Annotated in this window: 30 protein-coding genes, 1 tRNA gene and 1 riboswitch; of the genes, 16 read left to right on the top strand and 15 right to left on the bottom strand. The window is 62.1% G+C overall.

Annotated features, from left to right (window positions below):
• The first annotated feature begins 61 nt into the window (after positions 1–61).
• Complete coding sequence (locus tag MAFF_RS08280) at positions 62–1,216, top strand: sensor histidine kinase (protein ID WP_010910435.1); 1,155 nt, start codon at positions 62–64, stop codon at positions 1,214–1,216.
• Between the two features lie 80 nt (positions 1,217–1,296).
• On the opposite strand, the gene MAFF_RS08275 is transcribed toward MAFF_RS08280, so the two are convergent.
• From MAFF_RS08275 to MAFF_RS41160, 3 genes are all read right to left on the bottom strand, one after another.
• Entirely contained in the window at positions 1,297–1,530 is a 234-nt protein-coding gene (locus MAFF_RS08275; protein WP_010910434.1) for a DUF378 domain-containing protein, read from the bottom strand.
• 119 nt (positions 1,531–1,649) lie between these two features.
• On the bottom strand, positions 1,650–1,895 hold the full coding sequence (locus MAFF_RS08270) for a DUF982 domain-containing protein (RefSeq protein WP_044548127.1): 246 nt from the start codon (positions 1,893–1,895) through the stop codon (positions 1,650–1,652).
• A 130-nt stretch (positions 1,896–2,025) separates the two neighbouring features.
• Positions 2,026–2,148 carry a hypothetical protein gene (locus MAFF_RS41160; RefSeq protein WP_280113142.1) on the bottom strand — a complete coding sequence of 41 codons (123 nt, stop codon included), beginning with the start codon at positions 2,146–2,148 and terminating at the stop codon, positions 2,026–2,028.
• A gap of 1,555 nt (positions 2,149–3,703) precedes the next feature.
• On the opposite strand from MAFF_RS41160, the gene MAFF_RS36610 reads away from it, so the two are divergent.
• Positions 3,704–4,123: an HNH endonuclease gene (locus MAFF_RS36610; protein ID WP_048894782.1), complete on the top strand. Its 420-nt coding sequence runs from the start codon at positions 3,704–3,706 to the stop codon at positions 4,121–4,123.
• 142 nt (positions 4,124–4,265) lie between these two features.
• Positions 4,266–4,490 carry a hypothetical protein gene (locus tag MAFF_RS08255; RefSeq protein WP_044548125.1) on the top strand — a complete coding sequence of 75 codons (225 nt, stop codon included), beginning with the start codon at positions 4,266–4,268 and terminating at the stop codon, positions 4,488–4,490.
• Between the two features lie 266 nt (positions 4,491–4,756).
• Here MAFF_RS08255 and MAFF_RS08250 read toward each other — a convergent pair.
• The 3 genes from MAFF_RS08250 to MAFF_RS08240 all read right to left on the bottom strand — a co-directional run bounded on the left by MAFF_RS08250 (position 4,757) and on the right by MAFF_RS08240 (position 6,419).
• A tRNA-Gln gene (locus tag MAFF_RS08250) sits at positions 4,757–4,830 on the bottom strand.
• Positions 4,831–4,867: 37 nt separating this feature from the next.
• Positions 4,868–5,164 (bottom strand): hypothetical protein, encoded by a 297-nt coding sequence (locus MAFF_RS08245; RefSeq protein ID WP_044548124.1) that lies wholly within the window; start codon positions 5,162–5,164, stop codon positions 4,868–4,870.
• A 352-nt stretch (positions 5,165–5,516) separates the two neighbouring features.
• Positions 5,517–6,419 carry an alpha/beta fold hydrolase gene (locus MAFF_RS08240; RefSeq protein WP_010910430.1) on the bottom strand — a complete coding sequence of 301 codons (903 nt, stop codon included), beginning with the start codon at positions 6,417–6,419 and terminating at the stop codon, positions 5,517–5,519.
• A gap of 157 nt (positions 6,420–6,576) precedes the next feature.
• On the opposite strand from MAFF_RS08240, the gene MAFF_RS08235 reads away from it, so the two are divergent.
• Together MAFF_RS08235 and MAFF_RS39960 are read left to right on the top strand one after the other, a co-directional pair.
• Positions 6,577–6,873 (top strand): hypothetical protein, encoded by a 297-nt coding sequence (locus tag MAFF_RS08235; RefSeq protein ID WP_010910429.1) that lies wholly within the window; start codon positions 6,577–6,579, stop codon positions 6,871–6,873.
• 91 nt (positions 6,874–6,964) lie between these two features.
• A complete protein-coding gene (locus tag MAFF_RS39960; protein WP_167316194.1) occupies positions 6,965–7,102 on the top strand; it encodes a hypothetical protein in 138 nt (45 codons plus the stop codon).
• Between the two features lie 52 nt (positions 7,103–7,154).
• Here MAFF_RS39960 and MAFF_RS08230 read toward each other — a convergent pair whose 3' ends face one another.
• From MAFF_RS08230 to MAFF_RS08210, 5 genes are all read right to left on the bottom strand, one after another.
• Positions 7,155–7,400 carry a DUF982 domain-containing protein gene (locus MAFF_RS08230; RefSeq protein ID WP_032930923.1) on the bottom strand — a complete coding sequence of 82 codons (246 nt, stop codon included), beginning with the start codon at positions 7,398–7,400 and terminating at the stop codon, positions 7,155–7,157.
• Between the two features lie 26 nt (positions 7,401–7,426).
• Positions 7,427–7,663, bottom strand: a complete 237-nt coding sequence (locus MAFF_RS08225) for a DUF982 domain-containing protein (RefSeq protein WP_032930922.1) — start codon at positions 7,661–7,663, stop codon at positions 7,427–7,429.
• Positions 7,664–7,781: 118 nt separating this feature from the next.
• A complete protein-coding gene (locus tag MAFF_RS08220) occupies positions 7,782–8,237 on the bottom strand; it encodes a GFA family protein (RefSeq protein WP_010910427.1) in 456 nt (151 codons plus the stop codon).
• A gap of 208 nt (positions 8,238–8,445) precedes the next feature.
• Entirely contained in the window at positions 8,446–8,625 is a 180-nt protein-coding gene (locus MAFF_RS08215) for a DUF3606 domain-containing protein (RefSeq protein WP_010910426.1), read from the bottom strand.
• Positions 8,626–9,137: 512 nt separating this feature from the next.
• On the bottom strand, positions 9,138–9,506 hold the full coding sequence (locus MAFF_RS08210) for a VOC family protein (RefSeq protein ID WP_044548122.1): 369 nt from the start codon (positions 9,504–9,506) through the stop codon (positions 9,138–9,140).
• Between the two features lie 212 nt (positions 9,507–9,718).
• Here MAFF_RS08210 and MAFF_RS08205 point away from each other — a divergent pair, with 212 nt between their 5' ends.
• The gene (locus MAFF_RS08205) at positions 9,719–10,144 is read left to right on the top strand and encodes a DoxX family protein (RefSeq protein ID WP_010910424.1); all 426 of its coding nucleotides are present in this window, start codon (positions 9,719–9,721) and stop codon (positions 10,142–10,144) included.
• Positions 10,145–10,203: 59 nt separating this feature from the next.
• Here the strand turns inward: MAFF_RS08205 and MAFF_RS08200 are convergent, their stop codons facing one another.
• Both MAFF_RS08200 and MAFF_RS08195 read right to left on the bottom strand, forming a co-directional pair.
• Positions 10,204–10,509, bottom strand: coding sequence for a hypothetical protein (locus tag MAFF_RS08200; protein ID WP_010910423.1), 306 nt, complete (start codon positions 10,507–10,509; stop codon positions 10,204–10,206).
• 114 nt (positions 10,510–10,623) lie between these two features.
• Positions 10,624–10,893 carry a hypothetical protein gene (locus tag MAFF_RS08195; protein WP_010910422.1) on the bottom strand — a complete coding sequence of 90 codons (270 nt, stop codon included), beginning with the start codon at positions 10,891–10,893 and terminating at the stop codon, positions 10,624–10,626.
• Positions 10,894–11,394: 501 nt separating this feature from the next.
• Here MAFF_RS08195 and MAFF_RS08190 point away from each other — a divergent pair.
• The 6 genes from MAFF_RS08190 (at position 11,395) to MAFF_RS08165 (ending at position 14,614) form a co-directional block, all read left to right on the top strand.
• On the top strand, positions 11,395–11,799 hold the full coding sequence (locus tag MAFF_RS08190; RefSeq protein WP_010910421.1) for a hypothetical protein: 405 nt from the start codon (positions 11,395–11,397) through the stop codon (positions 11,797–11,799).
• Positions 11,792–12,184 carry a hypothetical protein gene (locus tag MAFF_RS08185; protein ID WP_010910420.1) on the top strand — a complete coding sequence of 131 codons (393 nt, stop codon included), beginning with the start codon at positions 11,792–11,794 and terminating at the stop codon, positions 12,182–12,184. The genes MAFF_RS08190 and MAFF_RS08185 overlap by 8 nt, the downstream gene beginning before the upstream one ends.
• Entirely contained in the window at positions 12,072–12,836 is a 765-nt protein-coding gene (locus tag MAFF_RS08180) for a terminase large subunit domain-containing protein (protein ID WP_010910419.1), read from the top strand. Before MAFF_RS08185 ends, MAFF_RS08180 begins: the two co-directional genes overlap by 113 nt.
• Positions 12,837–13,363: 527 nt before the next feature.
• Entirely contained in the window at positions 13,364–13,600 is a 237-nt protein-coding gene (locus MAFF_RS08175) for a hypothetical protein (protein WP_010910418.1), read from the top strand.
• Between the two features lie 69 nt (positions 13,601–13,669).
• A complete protein-coding gene (locus MAFF_RS08170; RefSeq protein ID WP_010910417.1) occupies positions 13,670–14,263 on the top strand; it encodes a hypothetical protein in 594 nt (197 codons plus the stop codon).
• 78 nt (positions 14,264–14,341) lie between these two features.
• A complete protein-coding gene (locus MAFF_RS08165; RefSeq protein WP_010910416.1) occupies positions 14,342–14,614 on the top strand; it encodes a terminase large subunit domain-containing protein in 273 nt (90 codons plus the stop codon).
• 506 nt (positions 14,615–15,120) lie between these two features.
• Here MAFF_RS08165 and MAFF_RS08160 read toward each other — a convergent pair.
• Complete coding sequence (locus MAFF_RS08160) at positions 15,121–15,327, bottom strand: hypothetical protein (protein WP_019859288.1); 207 nt, start codon at positions 15,325–15,327, stop codon at positions 15,121–15,123.
• A gap of 866 nt (positions 15,328–16,193) precedes the next feature.
• On the opposite strand from MAFF_RS08160, the gene MAFF_RS08155 reads away from it, so the two are divergent.
• Positions 16,194–16,664, top strand: a complete 471-nt coding sequence (locus tag MAFF_RS08155; protein WP_010910415.1) for a GNAT family N-acetyltransferase — start codon at positions 16,194–16,196, stop codon at positions 16,662–16,664.
• Between the two features lie 91 nt (positions 16,665–16,755).
• On the opposite strand, the gene MAFF_RS08150 is transcribed toward MAFF_RS08155, so the two are convergent.
• Complete coding sequence (locus MAFF_RS08150; protein ID WP_010910414.1) at positions 16,756–17,463, bottom strand: hypothetical protein; 708 nt, start codon at positions 17,461–17,463, stop codon at positions 16,756–16,758.
• Between the two features lie 197 nt (positions 17,464–17,660).
• Here MAFF_RS08150 and MAFF_RS08145 point away from each other — a divergent pair, with 197 nt between their 5' ends.
• The 3 genes from MAFF_RS08145 (at position 17,661) to MAFF_RS08135 (ending at position 20,826) form a co-directional block, all read left to right on the top strand.
• Positions 17,661–19,208 (top strand): glycosyltransferase family 39 protein, encoded by a 1,548-nt coding sequence (locus MAFF_RS08145; RefSeq protein ID WP_080511812.1) that lies wholly within the window; start codon positions 17,661–17,663, stop codon positions 19,206–19,208.
• A gap of 175 nt (positions 19,209–19,383) precedes the next feature.
• Complete coding sequence (msrA, locus tag MAFF_RS08140; RefSeq protein WP_010910412.1) at positions 19,384–19,902, top strand: peptide-methionine (S)-S-oxide reductase MsrA; 519 nt, start codon at positions 19,384–19,386, stop codon at positions 19,900–19,902.
• Between the two features lie 211 nt (positions 19,903–20,113).
• Positions 20,114–20,227, top strand: a riboswitch (TPP riboswitch).
• Positions 20,218–20,826, top strand: a complete 609-nt coding sequence (locus MAFF_RS08135; RefSeq protein ID WP_044548116.1) for a YkoF family thiamine/hydroxymethylpyrimidine-binding protein — start codon at positions 20,218–20,220, stop codon at positions 20,824–20,826. It overlaps the preceding riboswitch by 10 nt.
• Positions 20,827–20,858: the final 32 nt, after the last annotated feature.

Below are 20,858 nucleotides of genomic sequence, written 5' to 3'. Positions count from 1 at the left end.
TGGCGCGCCGTATGCGAATTGCGCCCGGGGAGATTGCCTTGATCCGCTTGCGCGCTACCTCATGCCTATGAGCGAAATCGTGGCGGCAACGGCGGACATCGCAACAAACAACGAAAAACAGAGCGCGACCGCCGACGCACGCCTCGCGGCCATCGTCGATTCATCTTTCGATGCCATCATCAGCAAGGATTTGACCAGCATCATCACGAGCTGGAACCTGGCGGCCGAACGCATGTTCGGCTACACCGCCGAGGAAGCCATCGGCCAGTCGATCCTCATGCTCATCCCCGATCACCTCAAGAGCGAGGAGACCGAGATCATCAGCAGGGTTCGCAGTGGCCACCGCGTGGCGAGTTATGAGACGACGCGAAGGCGCAAGGACGGCACGCTTATCTCCGTCTCGCTGACGGTTTCGCCGATCAAGAACGCCCTGGGCGAGATCGTCGGCGCCTCGAAAATCGCCCGCGACATTTCCGCCGCCAAGGAGAGCGAGCGCCGCATCAGGCTCTTGATGCGGGAGGTCAATCATCGCGTCAAGAACCAGTTCGCGGTCATCCTGTCGATGGTCAGGGAGACGAGCAAGCGCTCGAGCGACCCGCAGGAGTTCGAGGAACTGATCCGCGCCCGCATCATGGCGCTGTCGCGCTCGCATGATCTGCTCGTCACCTCGGAGTGGGCCGGCGCCAGCCTGTTCGACCTGATCCAGGAACATCTGAAGCCTTTCGGCCGCGAGGAGCAGATCCTGCTCTCCGGCCCGGTCCTGACGCTGCAGTCGAATGCGGTGCAGAATCTCGGCATGGCCTTCCACGAGCTCGGCACGAATTCCTCCAAATATGGCGCGCTTGGCAGCGAAGACGGCCAGGTCGAGATCACCTGGACAATCGGCTCAAGCGCCCAGGACTTGGGTACCAAAGACTTGGGTGCCAAAGACTTGGGCACCAAGAGTGTCGGTGCGTCGGGCGGACGCGACTTCCAGCTGCTTTGGACCGAGACTTCCACGCCCCGTTCGGACGACAGTCGCGAGGAGAACGCGCGCAAGGGGTTCGGCACAGTTGTCCTGCAGCGGGTGGCGCCGCAGTCGCTGGGCGGCTCGGCTCAACTGGAGCGCTCGCCCGGCCGTCTCAGCTGGCGCCTCAGTGCGCCGCTGGCATCGATCATCGTGCCGCAAGCCGGCGTCGAGGCCGATGATAGCGCAGCGCTGGGCTTCGGCATCTGAACGTCCCGTATGGCCCGTAAAAAGGGATTGGCGTCATGTCCAACCGGGGCGGCGGGTCCTCCGCCGCCCCGGCTTGCCGGTCACCGGTGATGAGGGAGATGCCCTTCGGCATCGACTTCCCCAATGGTGAAGCTCTGGAAGCCCGGCATGAGCTGCCATATGGCTGCAAGGCCTATGATCAGATAGGCCAGGCGGGCCAGCATGGCGCCCCCAAGGACCGTGCCGATGACGTCATAGCCGACCACACCCATGGACAGCCAGTTGAGACCGCCAAGGATGATGAGGGCAAGCGTGACGAGATTCATGATGCGCATAAACGCCTCCTGATGTTGCCTGACAAAAAGACGTCCGCAAAAAAACGCTTGCCGTTTCAAACGGTTCCCTTGATCACGAAATTGTGAATTGTCGTTGCGATCCGTGAATGCGGCGCGGCTTACTCGACCAGTATATGCGCCTCGCGCGCGGCATCGATGAAAGCCTCCCTGGCGATATCGGGAGGCACGTCGCCGCTTGTCGCTCGCTGGCAGGCGCGCAGCGCGGACTGATGTTTCGGGCTGCCGGCGTCGCGCCAATGTGTCGTCAACAATTCGATGGCCTGCTGTGTATTGGACAGGTTGCGGGTGGCGCCGGCCACACCGACCGAAACCACCACCGGCTTGGAGAACCACGCAGTTTGCATCGCAACCTCGACAAAGTTGCTGGCGAAAAACGCGCATGTCGGCGCAAAGTTTCACCGGCTCCAATCACTGTCGCGTGAGGCTGGGCGTCGGCGTAGAACGCATCGTCCCTGGCCGCGCCAGTAGCGCTAGCTAGAGGATGTCCTTGGTCACCTCGACCATGATGGCGACATCTTCGAATGTTGGCTCGGGGATATGCACGGAGCGCGAGACCTGAAGGTCCTGCGGGCTTCCTCGATCGAAAGCGAAACGCATTCCCCGATCCGCGGCACTGCCTGGAAAAATGGCGTCGTTAGCGCACTGGAAAGCACGCGTGGTAACTGTTGATTCAACCATTGCTGGTATTTTATATGGGTGTGGTGGCGGCTCCGACAGTGCAACGGGGGCTGGGTTGCCGGAGCCGCCCACGCGGTCCGGTTGGGGTTTGACCGCGCTGTTCCAAAATAGGACAGCGCGGTCAACGATTCGTTAAAATTGCAGATAGCTAATTAAGTTAGCGCTAATTGAATGGCGATTTTGCAGCAGCGGAACCGGTATTCGATCGAAGGTGAATCACGGCTGATGGAACATTAGTCGTTTCTAATGGTTTCTATTGTCGGCAGGATGGGGGCATCCCTGCTGAAGATCGGCTCTCCGATCGGCCCGCGCGCCTCTAGCCGAGAGCGCGGGCTTTTTCGAGCCGACAGAACGGCGGCGGCCCGGCACACCTGGTTGGGGGAAAGTCATGTGCCGGGCCTTACCGGCGTGGGGCGGCTGCCGGCTGGCTATATATGCGGCAAGGCTGATACAGCTGAAGCATTCAAATGAAGGAGGTGTATATCGCGATTGGATAAAGTAACGGAACGTCCAATGGACGATACCGGAACCAAAGCGGTTACGTCAGACCTTTGCGTGAGGGCCATGGGACCTTGGTCCCCATGGGAAAAGCCCGCCACAGGAGCGACCTGCAGCGGGCTTTCGCAGTGGCTACATCCCGAAGGAATCGACCGCTTGTGATTGCACTGTGAACCACGTGGCCGCTTTGGCCTATGGTGTGATCACGGAAGGCAGGCTTGGGGCAGGCTAATTGTGCTGGTTCCCGCTCATGGGCTCGAACCACGATTCACGCCTTCAAAGGGCGCCTTTGATCTCTCCAAACCGTTCAGACGGGCGAGCGGCAGATCGCGCCAAGGCAAAACCGAAGGGGCAGGCTTGAGCGTGGTGGCCGCTCTAGGAGTTTATTTCCCCTTGCTGCCGTCGCTGCCTGTACATCCGAGGTCAGCGACGACATAGCAACGGCTCAGCGTCACCGGAGCCGCCTCACTGGCGGACATTTGGGACCATACGCCGACCGCAAACATACACCCCAGACTATCAGATTGGCATCATTCGAATGTCGAGTCTCTCCGGCGCCCCCTACCAGCGCCCTTCGTCTCGGGATCTATCCTCTACGGCTCGCAGCATGGCTTCCTCGCGGCTGCATTCATGTTTCCGCGCATAGTACGAGATCAGCGATTGCCGGCGCTCCTCCGACATCATGGCGAAGACGTTTCGAAAGCGAAGTTCATTAGATGAGAGTTTTTCTGGGGCGATTGGATTTGCGGCCTGCAACAGTCGCAATCAAGCATGCGGCCACCCCCCGCTGCGACAACAGCTAGGACGATGGTCGTCACGTTGCCCCTCGCAAAAGCAATGATGTGCTGAATGTCCAAAATGCCTTGTCCTGTCCACAGGGATCACTTTGCCGTGGCCGGCGGCTTAGTCAAGCATCCTCTAATGCAAGGATTGACGTTCTTACGCGGACATGATCCCTTTTGTTTGGGGGATATGCATGCCGACACTAAGAAATCCGCAATATCGAGCCTTTGCGCGACGCAAGCTTTATAGGCGTCAGGACGGCAAATGCTTCTACTGTCATCGCGACCTCACCACCAAGAAGACCGGCGAGCTAGCACTGACAATCGAGCATCGGAAGGCAAAGATGAAGGGCGGGACGGACGATCTCAAAAACTTGGTCGCCGCATGCTGGCATTGCAATCACCACCGCGGCGAACAAATGAACGCCACCAAGCAGCGGAAAGAAGCCAAGGCTCTGAGCCGGCAGCGCCGAATGCTAGCCCGCGATTGCCGTTCCAAGGCCGACTCCCAAGCCGATGGCAAGGCCCATGAGCAGCTTGCCAGCAAAGTCGAGGGCAATGGCGCGAACAGGACTCCAAGCGTCCACACGGCGCGCTCTGAGGGCCTTGGATAGGTCATCGAAGATCGTGTCCATGGGCAGATTCTAGATCCAAACCCCGAATGTGTGAATCCCCTGTTTGTTCCGCTTGCGAGAGGCGCCCATGTGGAGGAATATATTCCTCGTTGCGGCGAACCCCTCAAAACGGAGATCGCCAATGGCTAGAACCAAACCTTCCAAGCAGTTATCGCAGGCTGAAATCGAGTGCTTCCTGGCGGCAGCGGAAGCGCTGCACAAGAGCATCGTGAAGCCGCTCATATCGCCTACATGCGATCACTACCGCTCTATGCGGATCCTGCACGAGGCGCTGTTGAAGACCGTGCGGGAAGTGACCGGGAAGGAAGTCGAGTTCATCCGCTGGTTTGGAGGCGGTTCGGCCTAGCGGTTAGATCGCGTGCCTGGCCGGCGTCAAATCCCTGACTTCTGCATCAGGTTGGCAACTCGCATGCCAAGCCTAGTGGTGAAGTCGCCATTGTTGGCGGCGAAATCCCAACAGAAGAAGGCTCCCAGGCAAAAAAGGAGAATAGAGAATCGCATTAGCGTATTCTAATATAGGGAGAATTGAATAAGCGTTAAGGCAGAGGCGCCATCTTTGAGTGCCCAGGGGAGAGATGACGAACAAGACGGCCACCACCTAAGTCATTGAATTGGTTCCCGCTCATGGGCTCGAACCACGATTCACGCCTTCAAAGGGCGCTGTCCTACCATTAGACGAAGCGGGAGAAGCTCGGATGGTTATGCCGTCAGGACGGCGAGGCGTCAATTCGGGAAGTTGTCGACCGGCTCTTCGCAGCGATAGACCGGGCAGTGCCCGTCGCGCGCCGGGATATAGGCCGACATCGGCACTTGCGGCCAGTCGCATTCATTGCCGAACTGCCTGACATAGCGGTCATAGGTGTTCGGTCCCGTGGTCAGCACCACGGCGCGGCGGCTCTGGATCATGGCCCGGATCTCGGTGCAGCTCATGCCGCGGCTGTCGGGTCGCGCCTCGGCTGCAGCGGTCGCCGCGAGCATGGTGCCCAAGGTCATCAACAGGACAGGAAGGCGAGCGGACATGGCGGCTTCTCTTTGGTTCGGGGCTGCGTGCATTGTCCCATAAAACCCATCGTCTGTCCGCCGGTTCCGCGACGGGCCGCGCCTTGCGCGGGGCAAGACGCGGCGCGAGGCCGTCCGCGCAACCAAACCAGGCGTCGCGCATTGCTGGGCATGGGTGGCAGGAAGCCTTACGAAACGCCGCAATGGTGGCCCGGAAACGAGGGCCGCGAAGCCATGTGCTGTTCCTTCTGCGGCGGCCGCGACCACCGCTATGAGGAGTGCCCGCAAAGGACCGATCCGCCTGCCGCCCCATCGGACGATGCAGCGAAACCTCGCTTCCCGGTCCCTTAGGCGGCGCTGGCAAGGTCGACCTCTAGGCGCGATCTGGTTGGCCGAAGAAATCCGCCAATTCCCGCGCGGTTTGTACCGGCGCCTCCTCGGGGAAGAAATGGCCGCCGGGCATGGCCCGGCCGCGGACATCATCGGCCCAGCCCCGCCAAAGAGCCAACGGCCCGCCTTCGCCCGCATACCAATCGGCAAGCGCGCCTTGCCCGCTCCACAGCGCCAGCACCGGGCAGCGGATGCGCCGGCCAGCGGCCTTGTCGGCATGGTCGTGCTCACGGTCGAGCGTCGCCGCCGCGCGGTATTCCTCGCAGATGGCGTGGATGTGGGCGGGATCGCGCAAGGCATCAACATAGGCCTGGCGCATCTCGGGCGGAAACGTTGACGGCAATGACCCCCAGCCGCCGAGCGCGTTGTCGACGACCGCCCCGGCGGATCCCCGCAGCATCAACTCCGGCAAGGGCTCGGGCTGCGCCAGCAGTGACCAGGGCCAATAGCCCTGCGCCAGTCTGGCGTCGGCCCGATCCCAGGCGTCGGCCGTTGCGACGATGTCCAGCACCGCAAGCTTTTCAATGCGGCCGGGATGATCGAGCGCCATGCGGTAGGCGACCCGCCCACCGCGATCATGGCCGGCGACCATGAAGCTGCCGAAGCCGAGCTTGGCCATCAGGGCCGCCATGTCGGCGGCCATGGCCCGTTTGGCATAAGGGGCGTGCGCGCTGTCCGACGGCGGGCACGAGCTGGCGCCGTAGCCGCGCAGGTCGGCGCAGATGACGGTAAACCGCTTGGCCAATTCAGGTGCCACATCGCGCCACATCAGATGGGTCTGCGGAAAACCGTGCAAGAGCAGCAGCGGCGGACCGCTGCCCGCACGGCGGACAAATATGCCGGCCTCGCCGGTATCGACCTCCATCGTCTGAAAATCACGGAACATGGTGATGCCTCCTTGCCGGCAACGGCCGGAGGCTGGATTTGGTTGCGGGCGGACGCGCGGGAGCGCCCACCCTTGTTCGCCAACCTTTCGGGCCGTTGGGCGTTGTTCCTGCGAGGAAGGCTGCCGCGGGCGGCCGTCAAAGCAAAAGGAGGCACAGATGAAACCTCTGGCCATCGCGTCGCTGATGCTGGCCCTGGCCATGCCGGCGGCGGCACAGACGGATCAGCAGCAGGGCACCGACCTGGGGCCGCAGGCCGACAAATGCAGGGTGCAACCCGATCAAGGCAAGCAGCAGCCAGGTGGCGGCAATCTGAGCGAAAAGCTCAATGATTGCGGCGGGGTGCTGAAGCCGCCGGCCACCGGTGACCAGGGCATGGCCACGCCGGCGCCCGACGTAGGCAAGACCCCGGTGATCAAGCCGGGCGAAGTGCCAGCTCAGCCTCCGGCTCAGTAGAAAGCGGGGCTGGCGGCATTATTGCCCAAGACGGAACCTCGTATCCTGGAAAACGTTTCTTTCAAGAATTCAATTTTGGAAGGACGGCGCCTTGAGAGATATTGCCAGCACAGCCACGTTTATTGCCTTTATCGCTATCCTGATCGCCTTGATGCTGATGGCTCCGAAGAGTTTCGGGTTCGAGACCTCTTACCCGATCGTCGATGGCGATCTACCGGCGCAAAAATAGGGATCGGCATCTACAAAAAGCGGGCGAGGGCATTGCCTGCTTTTTTGTTGGGTCAGCGAACCAGCACGCCGGCATGATCGCACAGCGCCGTGAAGGCTTCCTGCGCCTGTGCCGTGGCGTCCTTGTCTTCCAGCGCCGCCTCGATCTTTTCGCGCGCGGCCTGGTAGAAGGGACCGCGGCTGGCATGCGGCCAGTCGATCAGGATTTCACTGGCGTCCTGAAGGGTTGCCACCTCACGGATCGTGTCCGAGCCATGCGGCTTGATCCGCACCGGTGTCGACAGCATCACATCGGCCATTGCTCTTCCCGCCTTTGGTTTTCCCGCTATTGGAGGATGCTGGCTTCGCGCGCGGCGTCGATCATCGCCCGCATCGCCTTTTCCGGCGGCGTCCAGCCGTCCAGCGCGTCGCGGCAACAGCGCAGCGCCGCCTGGTAGCGCCGGCCTCGGCTGGCGGGCCAGTCGCCGAGGCATTCCAGCCCCTCCCAGGCACTGCGCACCACGCGTTCACGCTCGGCGGCGAATTTCAGGCGGATCGGTCGGGGGAACATCTTGTCGTTCAACTGAAATCTCCGTGGCATGTCGCCCGACAGTGACCGCGGCTCTGCAACAACGGCACTCATGACGGGCGCCGGATAACGCCGCCGACAAAGGAGGGTTCCGGGCCCGAAAGATCAATTTTCAATCGTGCATGACGGCGTCCGACAGAGGTCGCGGCGCCGGCGGAGCGACGTCTTCCGGCGCTGGCCCGTCATCGGGCCGGTCGTGATCGAACTGTTCGGTGCCGGGCAAGGCATGCAGCCAGGTTTCGCGGCGGCTGATCCACAATTCGTATTGCGGCTCCAGGTCGGTCGGCGCGACGTCGAGGCTGCCGAGCATCACCTCGACCTCGGTGTCGCCGACCCAGGCGACGCGGCTGCCGCAGGTCGGGCAAAAGCTGCGCGTGCCGTAAGAGGCGACTTCGCCCGATGTCTCAAAGGCGTCGCGTGGCCAGATCGCAAAGGCCGAATAGGCCGAGCCGCTGGCCTTGCGGCAGTCCTTGCAGTGACAAAGGCCGACGCGTGTCGGCTGGCCGGTGACGACGAAATGCACACCGCCGCACAGGCAACTGCCGGTTCTGCGTGTGGTGTCGGACATGATCGCGGCCTCCCTCGGTCTGGCTTTCGTCAGTCTGGCACGCCAGGGGCCGGGCGGAACAGATGCTCGCCATTTCGTTGGCCGGAAACCGGGAAAAAATCCCGTTTATCGTACCAGCCAACCGGGTTGGTAGCTACCAACCCGGTTGATGCGGCCCGCAGCATCTTTCAACGCAATGCCGGCGAAATGGTTGCGGCTTGCGGCCGTCCTATCCGCGCGCGGCCATGTGATTGTCGAGCTTCTTGCGCGACGGGCCGTAGCGCTTGATGATGGTCTGGGCTTCGCTCTGCGGGATGCCGTATTTGCGCGCGAAGGCGGCGACCTCGTAGGTCTCCTCGCTCGAAACCAGCTTGCGGTCTTGCTTGATCTTCGTTTTGTCGTCGGGCATTGCGTGCCTCGCTTTCTGTCAGCCGCACGGTCGCGGGGCATCAGTATATAGGATGCCGGGATCAGACATAACAGCGACCGGGGCTGCTGGTTCCATGGCAGGCGGACGATAGAAGCCCGACGCGGATCGCGGGCCGTCAGGCCGATGCAGAGGCGGGGCCAGCGGCATGGCGATCGGCCTCGCGGCATTCGGCGCAAGGCGCGCTGGCGCCGGGACAGCCGCGCCGGTGCGTGCCGGCGGGACAGCAAAGCCCGTTGGAGCTTGTCCAGCGCGGGCATTGGAAAACCTGCCCGGTGCCGCCACAGCCGTTACACTCAAGGACCGGTGACCGGACCAGATAGGACTTCGTCCTGAACCTGACGCTCATGCCCAAAACTCACCCCCCCAATAGATGCACCGGACATGCCTGTGCATTAGCCCCGGCTAACGATACCACGTTGCCGGTTACGGACAAGTTTCGGCATCGCTAATTGTTGGGGAACGCTGGCGCCAAGGGCCACGCGCCCCGGGTATCATGCCTTTGGTTCAAAGAGCTCGACCACGTTGCCGGACGGGTCCTCGCAAAGGATCTGGCGGCCGCCGGGGCCGTCGACAATCTCGTTGCGGAACGGCAGGCCGGCCTCGCGCATGCGGGCGGCGAGCGCCGGCAGGTCCTGCACCTCGATGACGACGCGGTTCCAGCCGCCCGGCTGCGGCGTGCGGCCATCCGGCATCGGTCTCGCCGCCGACGCCATCGGGCCGGCGAGCCAGAACGTCAGGTCGTCGCGCTTCAGGATGGCCATCGCCGGACCGAACTGCTGCCGCAGCGCGAACCCCAGATGCCTGGTGTAGAATTCTATCGCCAACTCGACATCGCTGACGAGATACCGGACCGTCGCCATTGCTGGCTCTCCTCGCAAACGGATCACGCCCCCTTGGCGAGGGTAGCTTTTGGGGCGGGTCGCGGCAAGGCTGGAGCCTGGCGACGGCGTCCTATCCGTGAGCGTCAGGCCGGCGCCGGCAGCGCTTGCGGAAAAAATTCCAGGCCGGTGTCGGAACTGCGCGGCATTGCTCGTCCTTGGGTCGATATCCATTGCAACCCTGGAGAGACAGCATGTCGGACTTCACCCAATCGCCGTGGCAGACCGCGGCCCTTCTCATTGCCCGCCTGATCTTCGCCGCCGTCTTCCTGATGGCCGTGACCTTCAAATTCATGGGCATGGGTGCCACCGCAGGCTTCATCGCAGCCGCCGGCTTTCCGTTTCCGCTGTTCCTGGCATGGTGCGCGGCGATCCTGGAGGTGGCGCTGGTGCTGTGCTTCCTGAGCGGCGCCTTCTTCACGCAGGCAGCGCTGATAGCCGCCGCCTATGTGCTGTTCCTCGGCTTCGCCTTCCACGGGCCCAGCCACTGGGCCGGCAACCAGGCCGAGTTCGGCTTCTTCGTCGACCATTTTTCGTTCATGGCCGGACTGCTGTTTGCCGCCGTGCATGGCCCGGGCAGGGTACTGGCGCTGAACCTGGGCTGGCCGGGCAGGGCGTGAGGCGAGCAACAAAATTGGAGGCGTTCGCCGTTTCCGCGAAACGGTGAACTGCCCGGGCCTCACAGCTGATCGTTATACGGTTCCTTCATCTGGCCGACCATGCGGGCCAGTTTCGAGAAGGACGGCATGTCGGCCTCCGGCTGGCACTGGTTGGCGAGCTCCAGCAGCCGGATCGGAAAATTGACAGCGTCGCGGCTCGACGCCGACATGCCGTTGGACCGCTCCTCGCCGGTTTCGCTGGCCTCGGCCTTGCGTAGCGCGATGTCGATTTCCTCCGATGTCAGCACCCCTTTGCGAACCAGCACGTGGTTGATCGAGGCGACGGCCATCAGCAGGCCTTCGAGTTGCAGATTGGCGACGTTCATAGGGTTCCCTCCATTGACCAAAGGAGAAACGCGCCAGCGCCGTTTCCGATCCGAAGCCAGGCGCGGGCTTGTTTCGGCCGCGGGTGCCGGGCAGGCGCTGGCCCGGCTACCGGCCTATTCCTTCGTCAGGCGCTCGCCATATTCGCGCCACACCGCCTTGACCTCGAGGCTGCCGAGGCGCGGGATCGACGGATCGCCGCAGGTGATGGCGGCGGCGCTGATGTCGTAGTTGGGGTAGGCGTTGGCGACAAAGCGGATCGCGTCGCCAAGCGAGTTCACGCGGATGATCGGATCAGCCTGGCCCTGACCGGTGCTGCGCACACCGGAAACCGTGGCTGGAGCATGCCGCATCCTGAAGACGGATGCCATGGCTGGCCTGTCCATCGTCCTCTCCTAAAAGGCCGTACGACGCGAATCATTCCATGAGCTTCTTCTGATGGTCCCACAGCTGCCGGCTGATGAAAAGCCGGCTAGGGGATGCGGGTTTCGGCGGCTGCGTAGAGCCTGATCAAGGAGGAGGCTTGAGGGGCTTTAATGATCTAGGAATTTTTTCCTTGACCGGGTGAGGGCAGCCATGCTACATTTTCGTCCATGGTGCTGATTTGCGCCAACGACCCGCCCGCCGAGGCGGGTTTTGTGTTTTGGGCGCCTTGCCAGCCGATCCGCCCGGCCGCCAACTTTGTAGGCTGGCGGGCCAGCGCCCCCCTCTGTCCTGCCGGACATCTCCCCCACGAGGGGGGAGATCGGCTATTTTCCGGCGGCTTCGCCAATCACAACGTCGCAAGGAAGGCGGGGCGCTTGAGCTGCTAATCTCCCCCCTTGTGGGGGAGATGTCCGGCAGGACAGAGGGGGGCGCCGTAGGGCGCGACCTTTGCGAGAAATCCAATGACCCAACGCTACGCCACGATCATCACCGACGATGACGGCCGCGAAATCGTCAGCGCCATCGGCGAATTCGAGGGCGCGCCGCCGCAGGTGCGGTTGGGGCGCGTCGAGCCGGTGGCATCCGGCGTGCTGATCGGCATGGTGCGGGACCCGGCTGGTGGCTTTGGTTTTCCCCAAGCCGGCATCGGCGGCCACGCCATGGGTCTCATATTGGCGCGGCTCAAAGCGCAGGCCAGCGTGGCAAAACGCGCCGGTGCCGCAAAACCTGCCGCGGTGGCAAAGCCGAAACGAGCCAAGCGGGCGAAGAAAAGAACCCGCTCGAGGAAGCCGACTGGATCGATGCCGAAGGCAAGCAAGGCGGCCAGCGATACCGCCGCAAAGACGATGGACCAGGCCGATGGCTGACGAAGCCATCGCCAGGCCGGCACGCCGCAAGGCCAGGCCGGCAAGGCGCAAGCCGGCCCGCGCGGCGGTCGCGCCGAAGCCCCGCGCGAAGCAGACGAAAAAGACGCTGGGCGATGATTTTCTGGCCGCCGTGCGCGCCGATTTCCGCGCGCATGGCGCCGGCGTCATCGCCGAAGTGCGGGCCGACAAGCCCGACCAGTATCTGAAGATCGTGCTTTCGGTGCTGCCCAGGGATTTCGATGTCGCCATCAACCATCTGGACGCCTTGAGTGATGAAGAGATCCGCAGCCGTATCCGTGGCCTCGAAACCGTCCTCAGGCCGTTCCTCGAAGACCCCGCCGATATCAGCGAAGACGGAATATCTGGCGCTTCTGGCGGAGCTTGACCGCCGCAGACGCCGCAACCTGCTGGCGGCATACAAACCGTATCGGCGCCAGGCCGAATTTCACGCGGCAGGAGCGCTCAACCGCGAAAGGCTGTTCATGGCCGGCAACCAGCTCGGCAAGACCCGGGCTGGCGGCGCGGAATGGGCGATGCACCTCACCGGCCGTTATCCCGCGTGGTGGCAAGGCAAGGTTTTCGACACGCCCGTGCGGCTGTGGGCCGCCGGCGTGACCGGCGAGGGCACGCGCGACAACCCGCAGCGCGTGCTGGTCGGCCCGCCGCAGCAGCAGGCGGCCTGGGGCACCGGCATGATCCCGGCGGACGCTATTCGTCAGACCATCATGGGCCGCAACGTTCCTGGGGCAATTGACAGCGTCGTCGTGCGCCATGGCGGCGGCGGCGATGTGCAGGCCGGCGAGAGCGTGCTGTCGTTCAAGAGTTTTGAGAAGGGCCGCGAGAAATGGCAGGGCGAGACGCTGCATGGCGTCTGGTTCGACGAGGAACCGCCGCTCGACATCTATTCCGAAGGCCTGACCCGCACCAACGCGACCAGCGGGATCACCATCGTCACTTTCACGCCGCTGCTTGGCATGAGCGACGTGGTGCTGTTGTTCCTGTCGGCAGGCGACGTGGAGAGGATGGGGAAGGGGTGAGGCCACTGTCCTGGGAGGCTGTTCAGATCGTCAGCTTTCCAAGCTGAACGCAGGCTCGGTTCCCTCTACCAGTTCCAGCAGATGCCATGGCTTTGCGCCTGACTTGGATAATCCTGAAAACCAGCTATTTATAGGTCACATTCCACGATTGTCCGAGTCCGCCTATGGAATCACGGCCGTGCTCGGCTTTCAGCAATTTGATGTTTGACATGGAACAGATTGGTTTTCAGGACATTGATTGCAGTGAACAAACGTCGTTAACTGCGTCGATAACATTTCTGCTGTTTGTCGCAATGTGGACATTGTCTGCGCTATAAACGGCATGGCAAACGAGAAAACCGGCCTAGACCCACTTCCAACTCGTTAAGGACGTGTTAGGATGATGTTAATGGGAACCGGTCATCTTGACTTTGGCTACAAATGTTGTAGGCGCACGCCTTAAAAGGTGATGCGCCTGCTCATATATGAGCTATTGATGTCAACATGAAGGTTGGCGTGGTGCCAACTCAACCGACAAGGAGGTTGATATGTCTGAAGCTACTACCGATCATATCATGGGCTGCCTCTACGCTCGGCAGCCGGATATGAATCTCGTCAATGTGAAGTTCTTCCGTGGCGACAAAGATTTGATTGAGCCCAATGAGCTGTGCGATCAGGCGCACTCTGCGTCTCTCCAGCGCAAGATGGATGGTGATACCTTGGATGGTGCACCGAAGACGGCGCGACCGAAGATGGACGTGCGGGAATTCGTCAAGACTCTTTGACAACTAAACACTATAGACAGAGATAAGGGCTTTGGATTATTCCAAGGCCCTTATTTTTTGGGGAATTTGATGTCAGCCGCGAAATTGATTCAGGCCTTTTCAAAAAGGACCGAAGTCCCGATCGATATCATCGATGACGTTATTCCTGCTGTCAGGAAGCTTGGCTTCGACGGCGAGATCTATTGGTTCTATGCCGACGTCGATCCGACCGTCCTGCGAGGCTCTGTGGTGCACTGGTCTTATCCGACCTCGCCCGGCGGCCCAGAAATCAACGTAGCTGAAATCACGGTGGCTAAGGCGCTTCCCGACGATTGGAGGCGCTTCGTTGCCTGTAAGGAATTGATCCACCTGCTGGACCCGGTCGGCTCACAGGTCAAATCCGAGGCAGATTTTGCAAAATTGATCGAACGCCTCTCATTGCCTACCGAAATGCAAGATTTCAAGGAAGATGGGATGAAGGTCCTGACTGATCGGATCGCCATAACACAGGCGCTGGCAGTACTCTTCCCGTTGGCTGCTCGTGACGAATTGTACGGGCCGTTCAAGGAGGGCAAAATTCCGCTCGCGGATGTTGCCAGAATTGTGGATATCCCCACGCGCTACGTCGCCCTCGCAATGACCGAATTCTATCCGCCTATTTATAAGTTTCTTTGCGACTTCTAGTCCGATTGAAGCTGCTTTTCCGCCCCACTCAACCGGCTTATTCGTGTCCTTAATCGCGGCGCGCTCGACAGCGTCGTCGTGCGCCATGGCGGCGGCGGCGATGTGCAGACCGGCGAGAGCGTGCTGTCGTTCAAGAGTTTTGAGAAGGGCCGCGAGAAATGGCAGGGCGAGACGCTGCATGGCGTCTGGTTCGACGAGGAACCGCCGCTCGACATCTATTCCGAAGGCCTGACCCGCACCAACGCGACCAGCGGGATCACCATCGTCACTTTCACGCCGCTGCTTGGCATGAGCGACGTGGTGCTGTTGTTCCTGTCGGCGGGGGAGGTGGAGAGGATGGGGAACGGGTGAGATGCGGTGCGCGCAGGCCTTCCCTTCTCCCCTTGCGGGAGAAGGTGGCAGAGCGAAGCTCGGTCGGATGAGGGGTGTTCCAGCTTGGCGCCGCCGCGCTCCGTCACGCACCCCATCCGTCTCGGCGCTGCACGCCGATCCACCTTCTCCCACAAGGGGAGAAGGAAAGAGCCGCCGCGTGTCGCCCGAAAATCTCGCCTTAACAAAGTGATACGATTGACATCTCGCCAATTGATTCAGGCCGCCTCATGACCCGTCACGTCACCTTCATGACCATCGACGATGCCGCGCATTATTCGCCCGAAGAACGCGCGGCGATCGTTGCCGCCTCTCGGATATTTTGTTCGAGGTGATCGTGCGGAAGTTCAAGCCGGCGACGGAAGACTGAAAGGCCGCAGAAGCGGGCTTCCGTATTTCTGATGGTTGCTTCGTTATCTCCCCGGCGGGCTGCGCGGCGCGAACGCGCTGATGGCCGTGGCGGCATTAGGCCCCGATATATGTGCCTCTCAATGGAATCTGGTTTTGAAGACGCGAAAGACTTCGCACCAGAGGCGGAAATCGGCCAGTCGCCCGGCGAAGTGTGCTTCCATGGCACAGTAGGCCGCCGCGGTCTGCGCTTCCGGCCCATAGAGCTCGATTGCGGCAATTACTGCATCGTTAGGGTCGGCAAAATCTGAAAGCCTCAGCGCCGCGCCATTGTCTGTCCGGAGCATCGAGCAACACCTTCTGTTCAGCGCCTTCGCGCTGCATATTTGGCGCAAATCGCGCCCCTGCGGCCCAGCGGCTTGGTTGCTAGAGGGGACTGGCAGCGGAAGGCCACTGGGCCTGACCGGCAGGGCCTTGAGGATGGCAGCGCCGACTGGCGAATATGTATGCACCCCTACTCATATCGGCGAAACATGCGAACGAAGGAAGGGCAAGGCGCGCTGGCTGCGGCCGGCGGGCTTTTTGTTTGGGGCACTTTCGCCCTCAGTCTGCCTTCTAGCGTCTCCAGGAATACCAGCATTTGGGCGGGCTAAATTGCTTCGGAAGCCCCCGCGTCTTGTCGGGGCGGAATGGAGCGCCAATCGAATGATGCGCCGACCTCCCGTGTCATTGCAAAATAGATGGCCGGCTTCATTGGGGAAACCGAACTGATTTCGCTCTCCAGGCAACCACGTTAAGCCAAATCGGTCGTGGATCGCACGTCGCCGGCATTCGGAACTGAAACAGGCTTCGCAGCTTCTATCTGAGCGAAGCTTGATGAGGCAGGCCTAATGTTCAGTGACAAGGAAACCCGATTATTAGAAGCTGGGCTGTTCATGGCGGTGCCGCTCTCAATCCTGGTCGCGGTCTTGGTGGTTAGGGTTACGTTTGGCTGGTTTGAGTGACGGATTGCACGCGGCGGGGCGTGATCGGGGAATAGCTCCAGGCCTTGCCCTGCGTCCGAGAATTCGCGCCTGACGGCTCGATCGAGCCAATGCCCGCCTCGGCTCAAGCCGGGGCGGGCATTTTGCGTTGCGACTTCAGACCTGCCATTGCTATATCCGATGCAAGGTTGCCGAACTCGCGGCGGCGTTGATCCGGCCCGGAGTTACGGATGCAGATTGAACGATATGACGGCGACCGTGAAATATTGCTGCCGCTGTTTGCGCTTGCCGACGATTCTCCCACGCAGGTTTCCAGCTATATCGATGAGGGCGAGGTGCTGGTCGCGCGCGATGGCAACAGGATCATCGGCCATGTGCAGCTCATCGAGACAGGCGAGGGCGGTGTCTTCGAGCTCAAGAGCCTGGCGGTTCGTCCGGCAAGGCAGAGCGAGGGGCTGGGGCGTGCCCTTGTCGCGGCGGCAATCACCCGCTGCCGCGAGCGTCACGGTCGGCGCCTGATCGTGTCGACCGCGGCGGCCGATATAGGCAATCTGCGATTTTACCAGAGACAGGGTTTTCGGATGTGGCGCATCGTGCAGGATGCGTTTGGGCCATCGACCGGCTACCCAGAAGGCTCGGCTGTGAACGGCATCCCGCTGCGCGATCAGGTGGTCTTCGAACGCGACCTCGGCGCGGATTGAGGGCGAGGATCGTCCACCCTGGGCCGCAGCCTCGGATACCATCCAATAGCCCGCTCCGGTTCGCCGGGCGGGCTATTTTTTGTTTCTGGGCCTAGGCAAGGATGTTGACGGCGCGGGCCGCGACCAGTGCGATCGTCAGCAGCGAGATCATCGCCTCGGCCATCATCAACAGCTTGGCGCGCTGGGAGAGCGGCAAGGTGTCGGTCGGCGAAAACGCCGTCGCATTGGTGAAGGCGAGGAAGAAATAATCGACGAAGCCCGGCAGCCAGTCGCGGATCTCGCGGTCGTTCAGGGTCATTTGCGGGAACAGGAAGTCCGAATGGGCGCGGTTGACCAGGCCGCAGGTCGGCGGCCCGCCGCGGTCCGTGCTCCAGAACCACAAGGCAAAGACGATGACATTGGTGACCCAGATGTTGAGCGCGTCGATCAATAGTGTCTGGCCGCTGGACCCGGCATGGCCCGCCAGCAAGGCGCGCACCAGGAACACCAGCGAACCGCAATTCATAACGCTGACGACACCGGTCATCGCCAGCGCCGTCCTGCGGATGACAACGCGAAACCGGCCAACCAGATACCAGTGCTCCTCCTCGACCGCTTTCTGGCTGGCGACCTGTGTCCAGGCGGTGGCAACGGACAGGGGCACGAGCAGGGCGGCCTCCAGCGCCGGCGCCAGCCAGCGCGGGCCGAACGAGAGATCGTTGATCACCAGGAGTTGCAGACAGATGATGACGAGAACCGCCGCGCGTGCCAGCCAGAAGTCGAACGCGCGATGATGGATGACGGCATGCTGGTGACGCATCGAATATCCGGGATGTTCAGGCAGGATCAAATGGGCGGCTGTTCTGCCGGGGGAGGGCAACGGAGCGCCGAAATTCCCGCCCAATCTTGGTCTTGCAATGGCCTGCAAGTATACTTTTTCGTAAGCTTTGACGTTGGGGCTGTTCGGCAAACCGGACGATGTGGTTTAAGCGCCGCATGGTGGGAATAGACGACTCCATGGATGGTTGGGCGCCGGCGGGGCTGACTGCCGCCGGCCTCGAACCGTCATCGGTATGGCCAGGTCTGCTCCGCCATCCCTGGTATTTGCTGGCGCTTTTGTGCCTGGTGCAGATCCTGTGCTGGACGGTGGTGCCGGCACTGATCGATCCCGCCCCGCCCGGCGATGTGGTGGAAGGTTTCATGTGGGGCCGCGAATGGGTGCTGTTGACCTACAAGCACCCGCAGCTTCCGGGCTGGCTGCTCGAAACCAGCCATCTTCTGACCGGATCTTTCCGCTGGCCGCAATACATGCTTGCCCAGCTGACGATCTCGTCGACCTTCATCCTGGTCTATCTGCTGGCCCGCGACATGCTCGGGCAAAGCCGCGCGCTGGCCGCCGTGCTTTTGATGCCGTCGGTCTATTTCTTCGGCTGGCCGACCCCGCAATTCAATCATGACTACGCGCAGATGCCGTTCTGGGCGGCCATCTGCTGGCTGCTCTGGCGCGCCGGCCGTGGCGGCGGGCCGGGCTGGTGGCTGGCGCTTGGACTGGTGTCGGGCGTCGGGCTCTATGCCAAGTTCTCCACCGGCCTGCTGCTTGCCTTCGGCGCGCTCTGGCTGTTGTATGACGCACGCGCGCGCATCCGGCTGGCGACGCCCTGGCCATGGCTCGGCCTTGCCGTTTTTCTCGCCGTTGCCGCGCCGCTGGCCATCGCGCTCTACCGTATCGATTTCCTGCCACTGACCTATTTCGCAGCCCGCGACCAATGGGTGACCGAAAACCGGGTGCGCCTCTACTACATCGGTGTCCAGATGGCCGGGCTCTCCGGCTTTCTTCTGGTGCTGACGATATCCGGGCTGCTGCGGCGCTCGCCCGCCCCGGAAGTGCCGGTCGAGCGCGGCATTCTGGTCTATCTCGTGTGGATGGGGCTTGGCCCGGCGACCCTGATCATGGTGGCCTCGTTGTTCACCGGCACAGGCGAGTCCTGGGGCGCGCCGATGTACAATCTCGTCGGTGTCACGGTGCTCGCCTTTCTCGGCCACCGGCTCGGCGCCATCGAGATGCGAAGGCTGGCGATCTGCGCGTTCCTCTGCATCCTCACCATGTCGAGCGCCTATGCGGCGCTCCGTTGGACGGGCTGCAATGTGCGGGGGCGCCTGGACGCCGTCTGCTGGCCGGCACAGCCGATCGCGGACGAGGCCGAGGCCGTCTGGCACGCCGCGGCGCCAGGCAGGCTCGACATTGTCGGCGGCGATACCCAGGTGGCCATGCTGGCGGGCCTCAATGCCTATGACAAGCCGTCGATCTTCACCGATCTCGATACCCGGTTCGCGCCCTGGATCACCAGCCAGCGCTTGCGCGACCACGGCATGCTGATGGTTTGGCCGGGGCATGACGTGCCGCCGCAGTTGCGGACATGGCTGGGCAACTTCCCGGTCAAGACCGTTCTTTTCAATTGGTCGCGCACGGCGCCGCCTGTGGCAATCAGCTTTGCCGCCATTCCGCCCGGCACGTTGTATCCGCCGCTTGCCGTCGACAGCCAGACCCTGCATCCGGGCAACTGAAGCGGTTCGATCCCCGACCGCGTCGTGATATCGTTCGCTCATGGCCGCGTTGTTTCCGCGCGACTGGACGAAGCGGACGACAATGCCCATCTATTGGGAAATCCAATTTTGTCTGCGCAATTCCGGGCGGGAAACCGCTACATGAGGTGGAATTGCCTTTTTGAGGAGACGTGACATGGCGACTTCGACCGAACGCGCAGTGCTTGCCGGTGGCTGTTTCTGGGGCATGCAGGATTTGATACGGCGCTATCCCGGCGTCATCTCCACGCGTGTCGGCTATAGTGGCGGCGATGTAGCCAACGCCACCTATCGCAACCACGGTACCCATGCCGAAGCCATCGAGATCAATTTCGATCCGGCCGTGATCAGCTATCGCACGCTGCTGGAGCGCTTTTTCCAGATCCACGATCCGACGACGCGCAACCGCCAGGGCAACGATGTCGGCATGAGCTACCGTTCGGCGATCTACTACACAAGCGATGAGCAAAAGCGCGTCGCCGAAGACACCATTGCCGATGTCGATGCTTCCGGCCTGTGGCCCGGCAAGGTCGTCACGGAAGTCGCGCCGGCCGGCGCCTTCTGGGAAGCCGAGCCCGAGCACCAGGATTATCTGGAGAAATATCCGAACGGCTATACCTGCCATTTCGTCAGGCCGGGCTGGAAGCTGCCGGTACGCGAGAAGGCCGTATCCTAACGGTTGGCATAAAGCATCGTTGGGAATGATATCGAAAGCCGCCGGGTGTCCGGCGGCTTTTCTTTTTTGGGCAATCACTCGCAGTTGTTGCTGTTCGCGGTGGGCGCCGTGGCGTCGCCGTTGGCATCGGTTTGCGACCCCTGGTGCAATGCTTTTGGCCCGGTGCGCTTAAAAAACGGCTTCCCCTTCCATTCGAATGGTGCTTTAACGCGCCCATCCACAGGGGTGCTCCGTACGGTCGGGGCTGAGACGGGGGCGGCAAGCCCACAGACCCTAGAAGCTGATCTGGGTAATACCAGCGGAGCGAGGCGGGCGATGTTTTCAGGCGCACAGATTTCCCTATATCCCATGGCCGACGATTTCGTCGGCGTCATCCTGGGCGCGCTCAGCGCGCTCGATCCCTACCGGGACAGGCTCCGGATCGAGACCGATGACATCTCGACCTTGCTGGTCGGGCCGCCCGAAGTGTTGTTCCCGGCGCTGCGCGACCTGTTCGTAGCGGCGGCGCAGAGCGGCAAGCATTGCGTGCTGTCGGCCGCCATTTCGCGGGGCTGCCCGGGCGAGCCGGACGATCCGATCTGCCGCTCCGATGCGTTTGGCGGTCCTGTCGGACCGCTCGGCCCACGAAAGCAAGCCGCCATCACCGCCGTGCGTAATGCTGCTGCCACCGGTCAGCCGGCGGCGGCGCAATTCTCGCTCTATGTGATGGGCATCGGCGACCACATGGACGAGATCTACGGCTGCATCGATTTCCTCAAGCAGTCCGGCGTCTACGATCGCTCCAAGAATTTTTGCACCAAACTGCGCGGTGATACCGGCGCAATCTTTTCGGCGCTGAACGAAGCCTTCTGCCGCTTCGGGCCGGGCGCCGGCCACGTAACCCTCGACGTCACGGTTTCCGCCAACAGCCCGTCGGCTGTCTAGGCCGGCCGCGCTTCCGCGCGTCCCCGTCAAAG

Source organism: Mesorhizobium japonicum MAFF 303099 (genome assembly GCF_000009625.1).
Taxonomy (GTDB): Bacteria; Pseudomonadota; Alphaproteobacteria; order Rhizobiales; family Rhizobiaceae; genus Mesorhizobium; species Mesorhizobium japonicum.
This window is presented reverse-complemented; position numbering and strand designations above follow the sequence as displayed.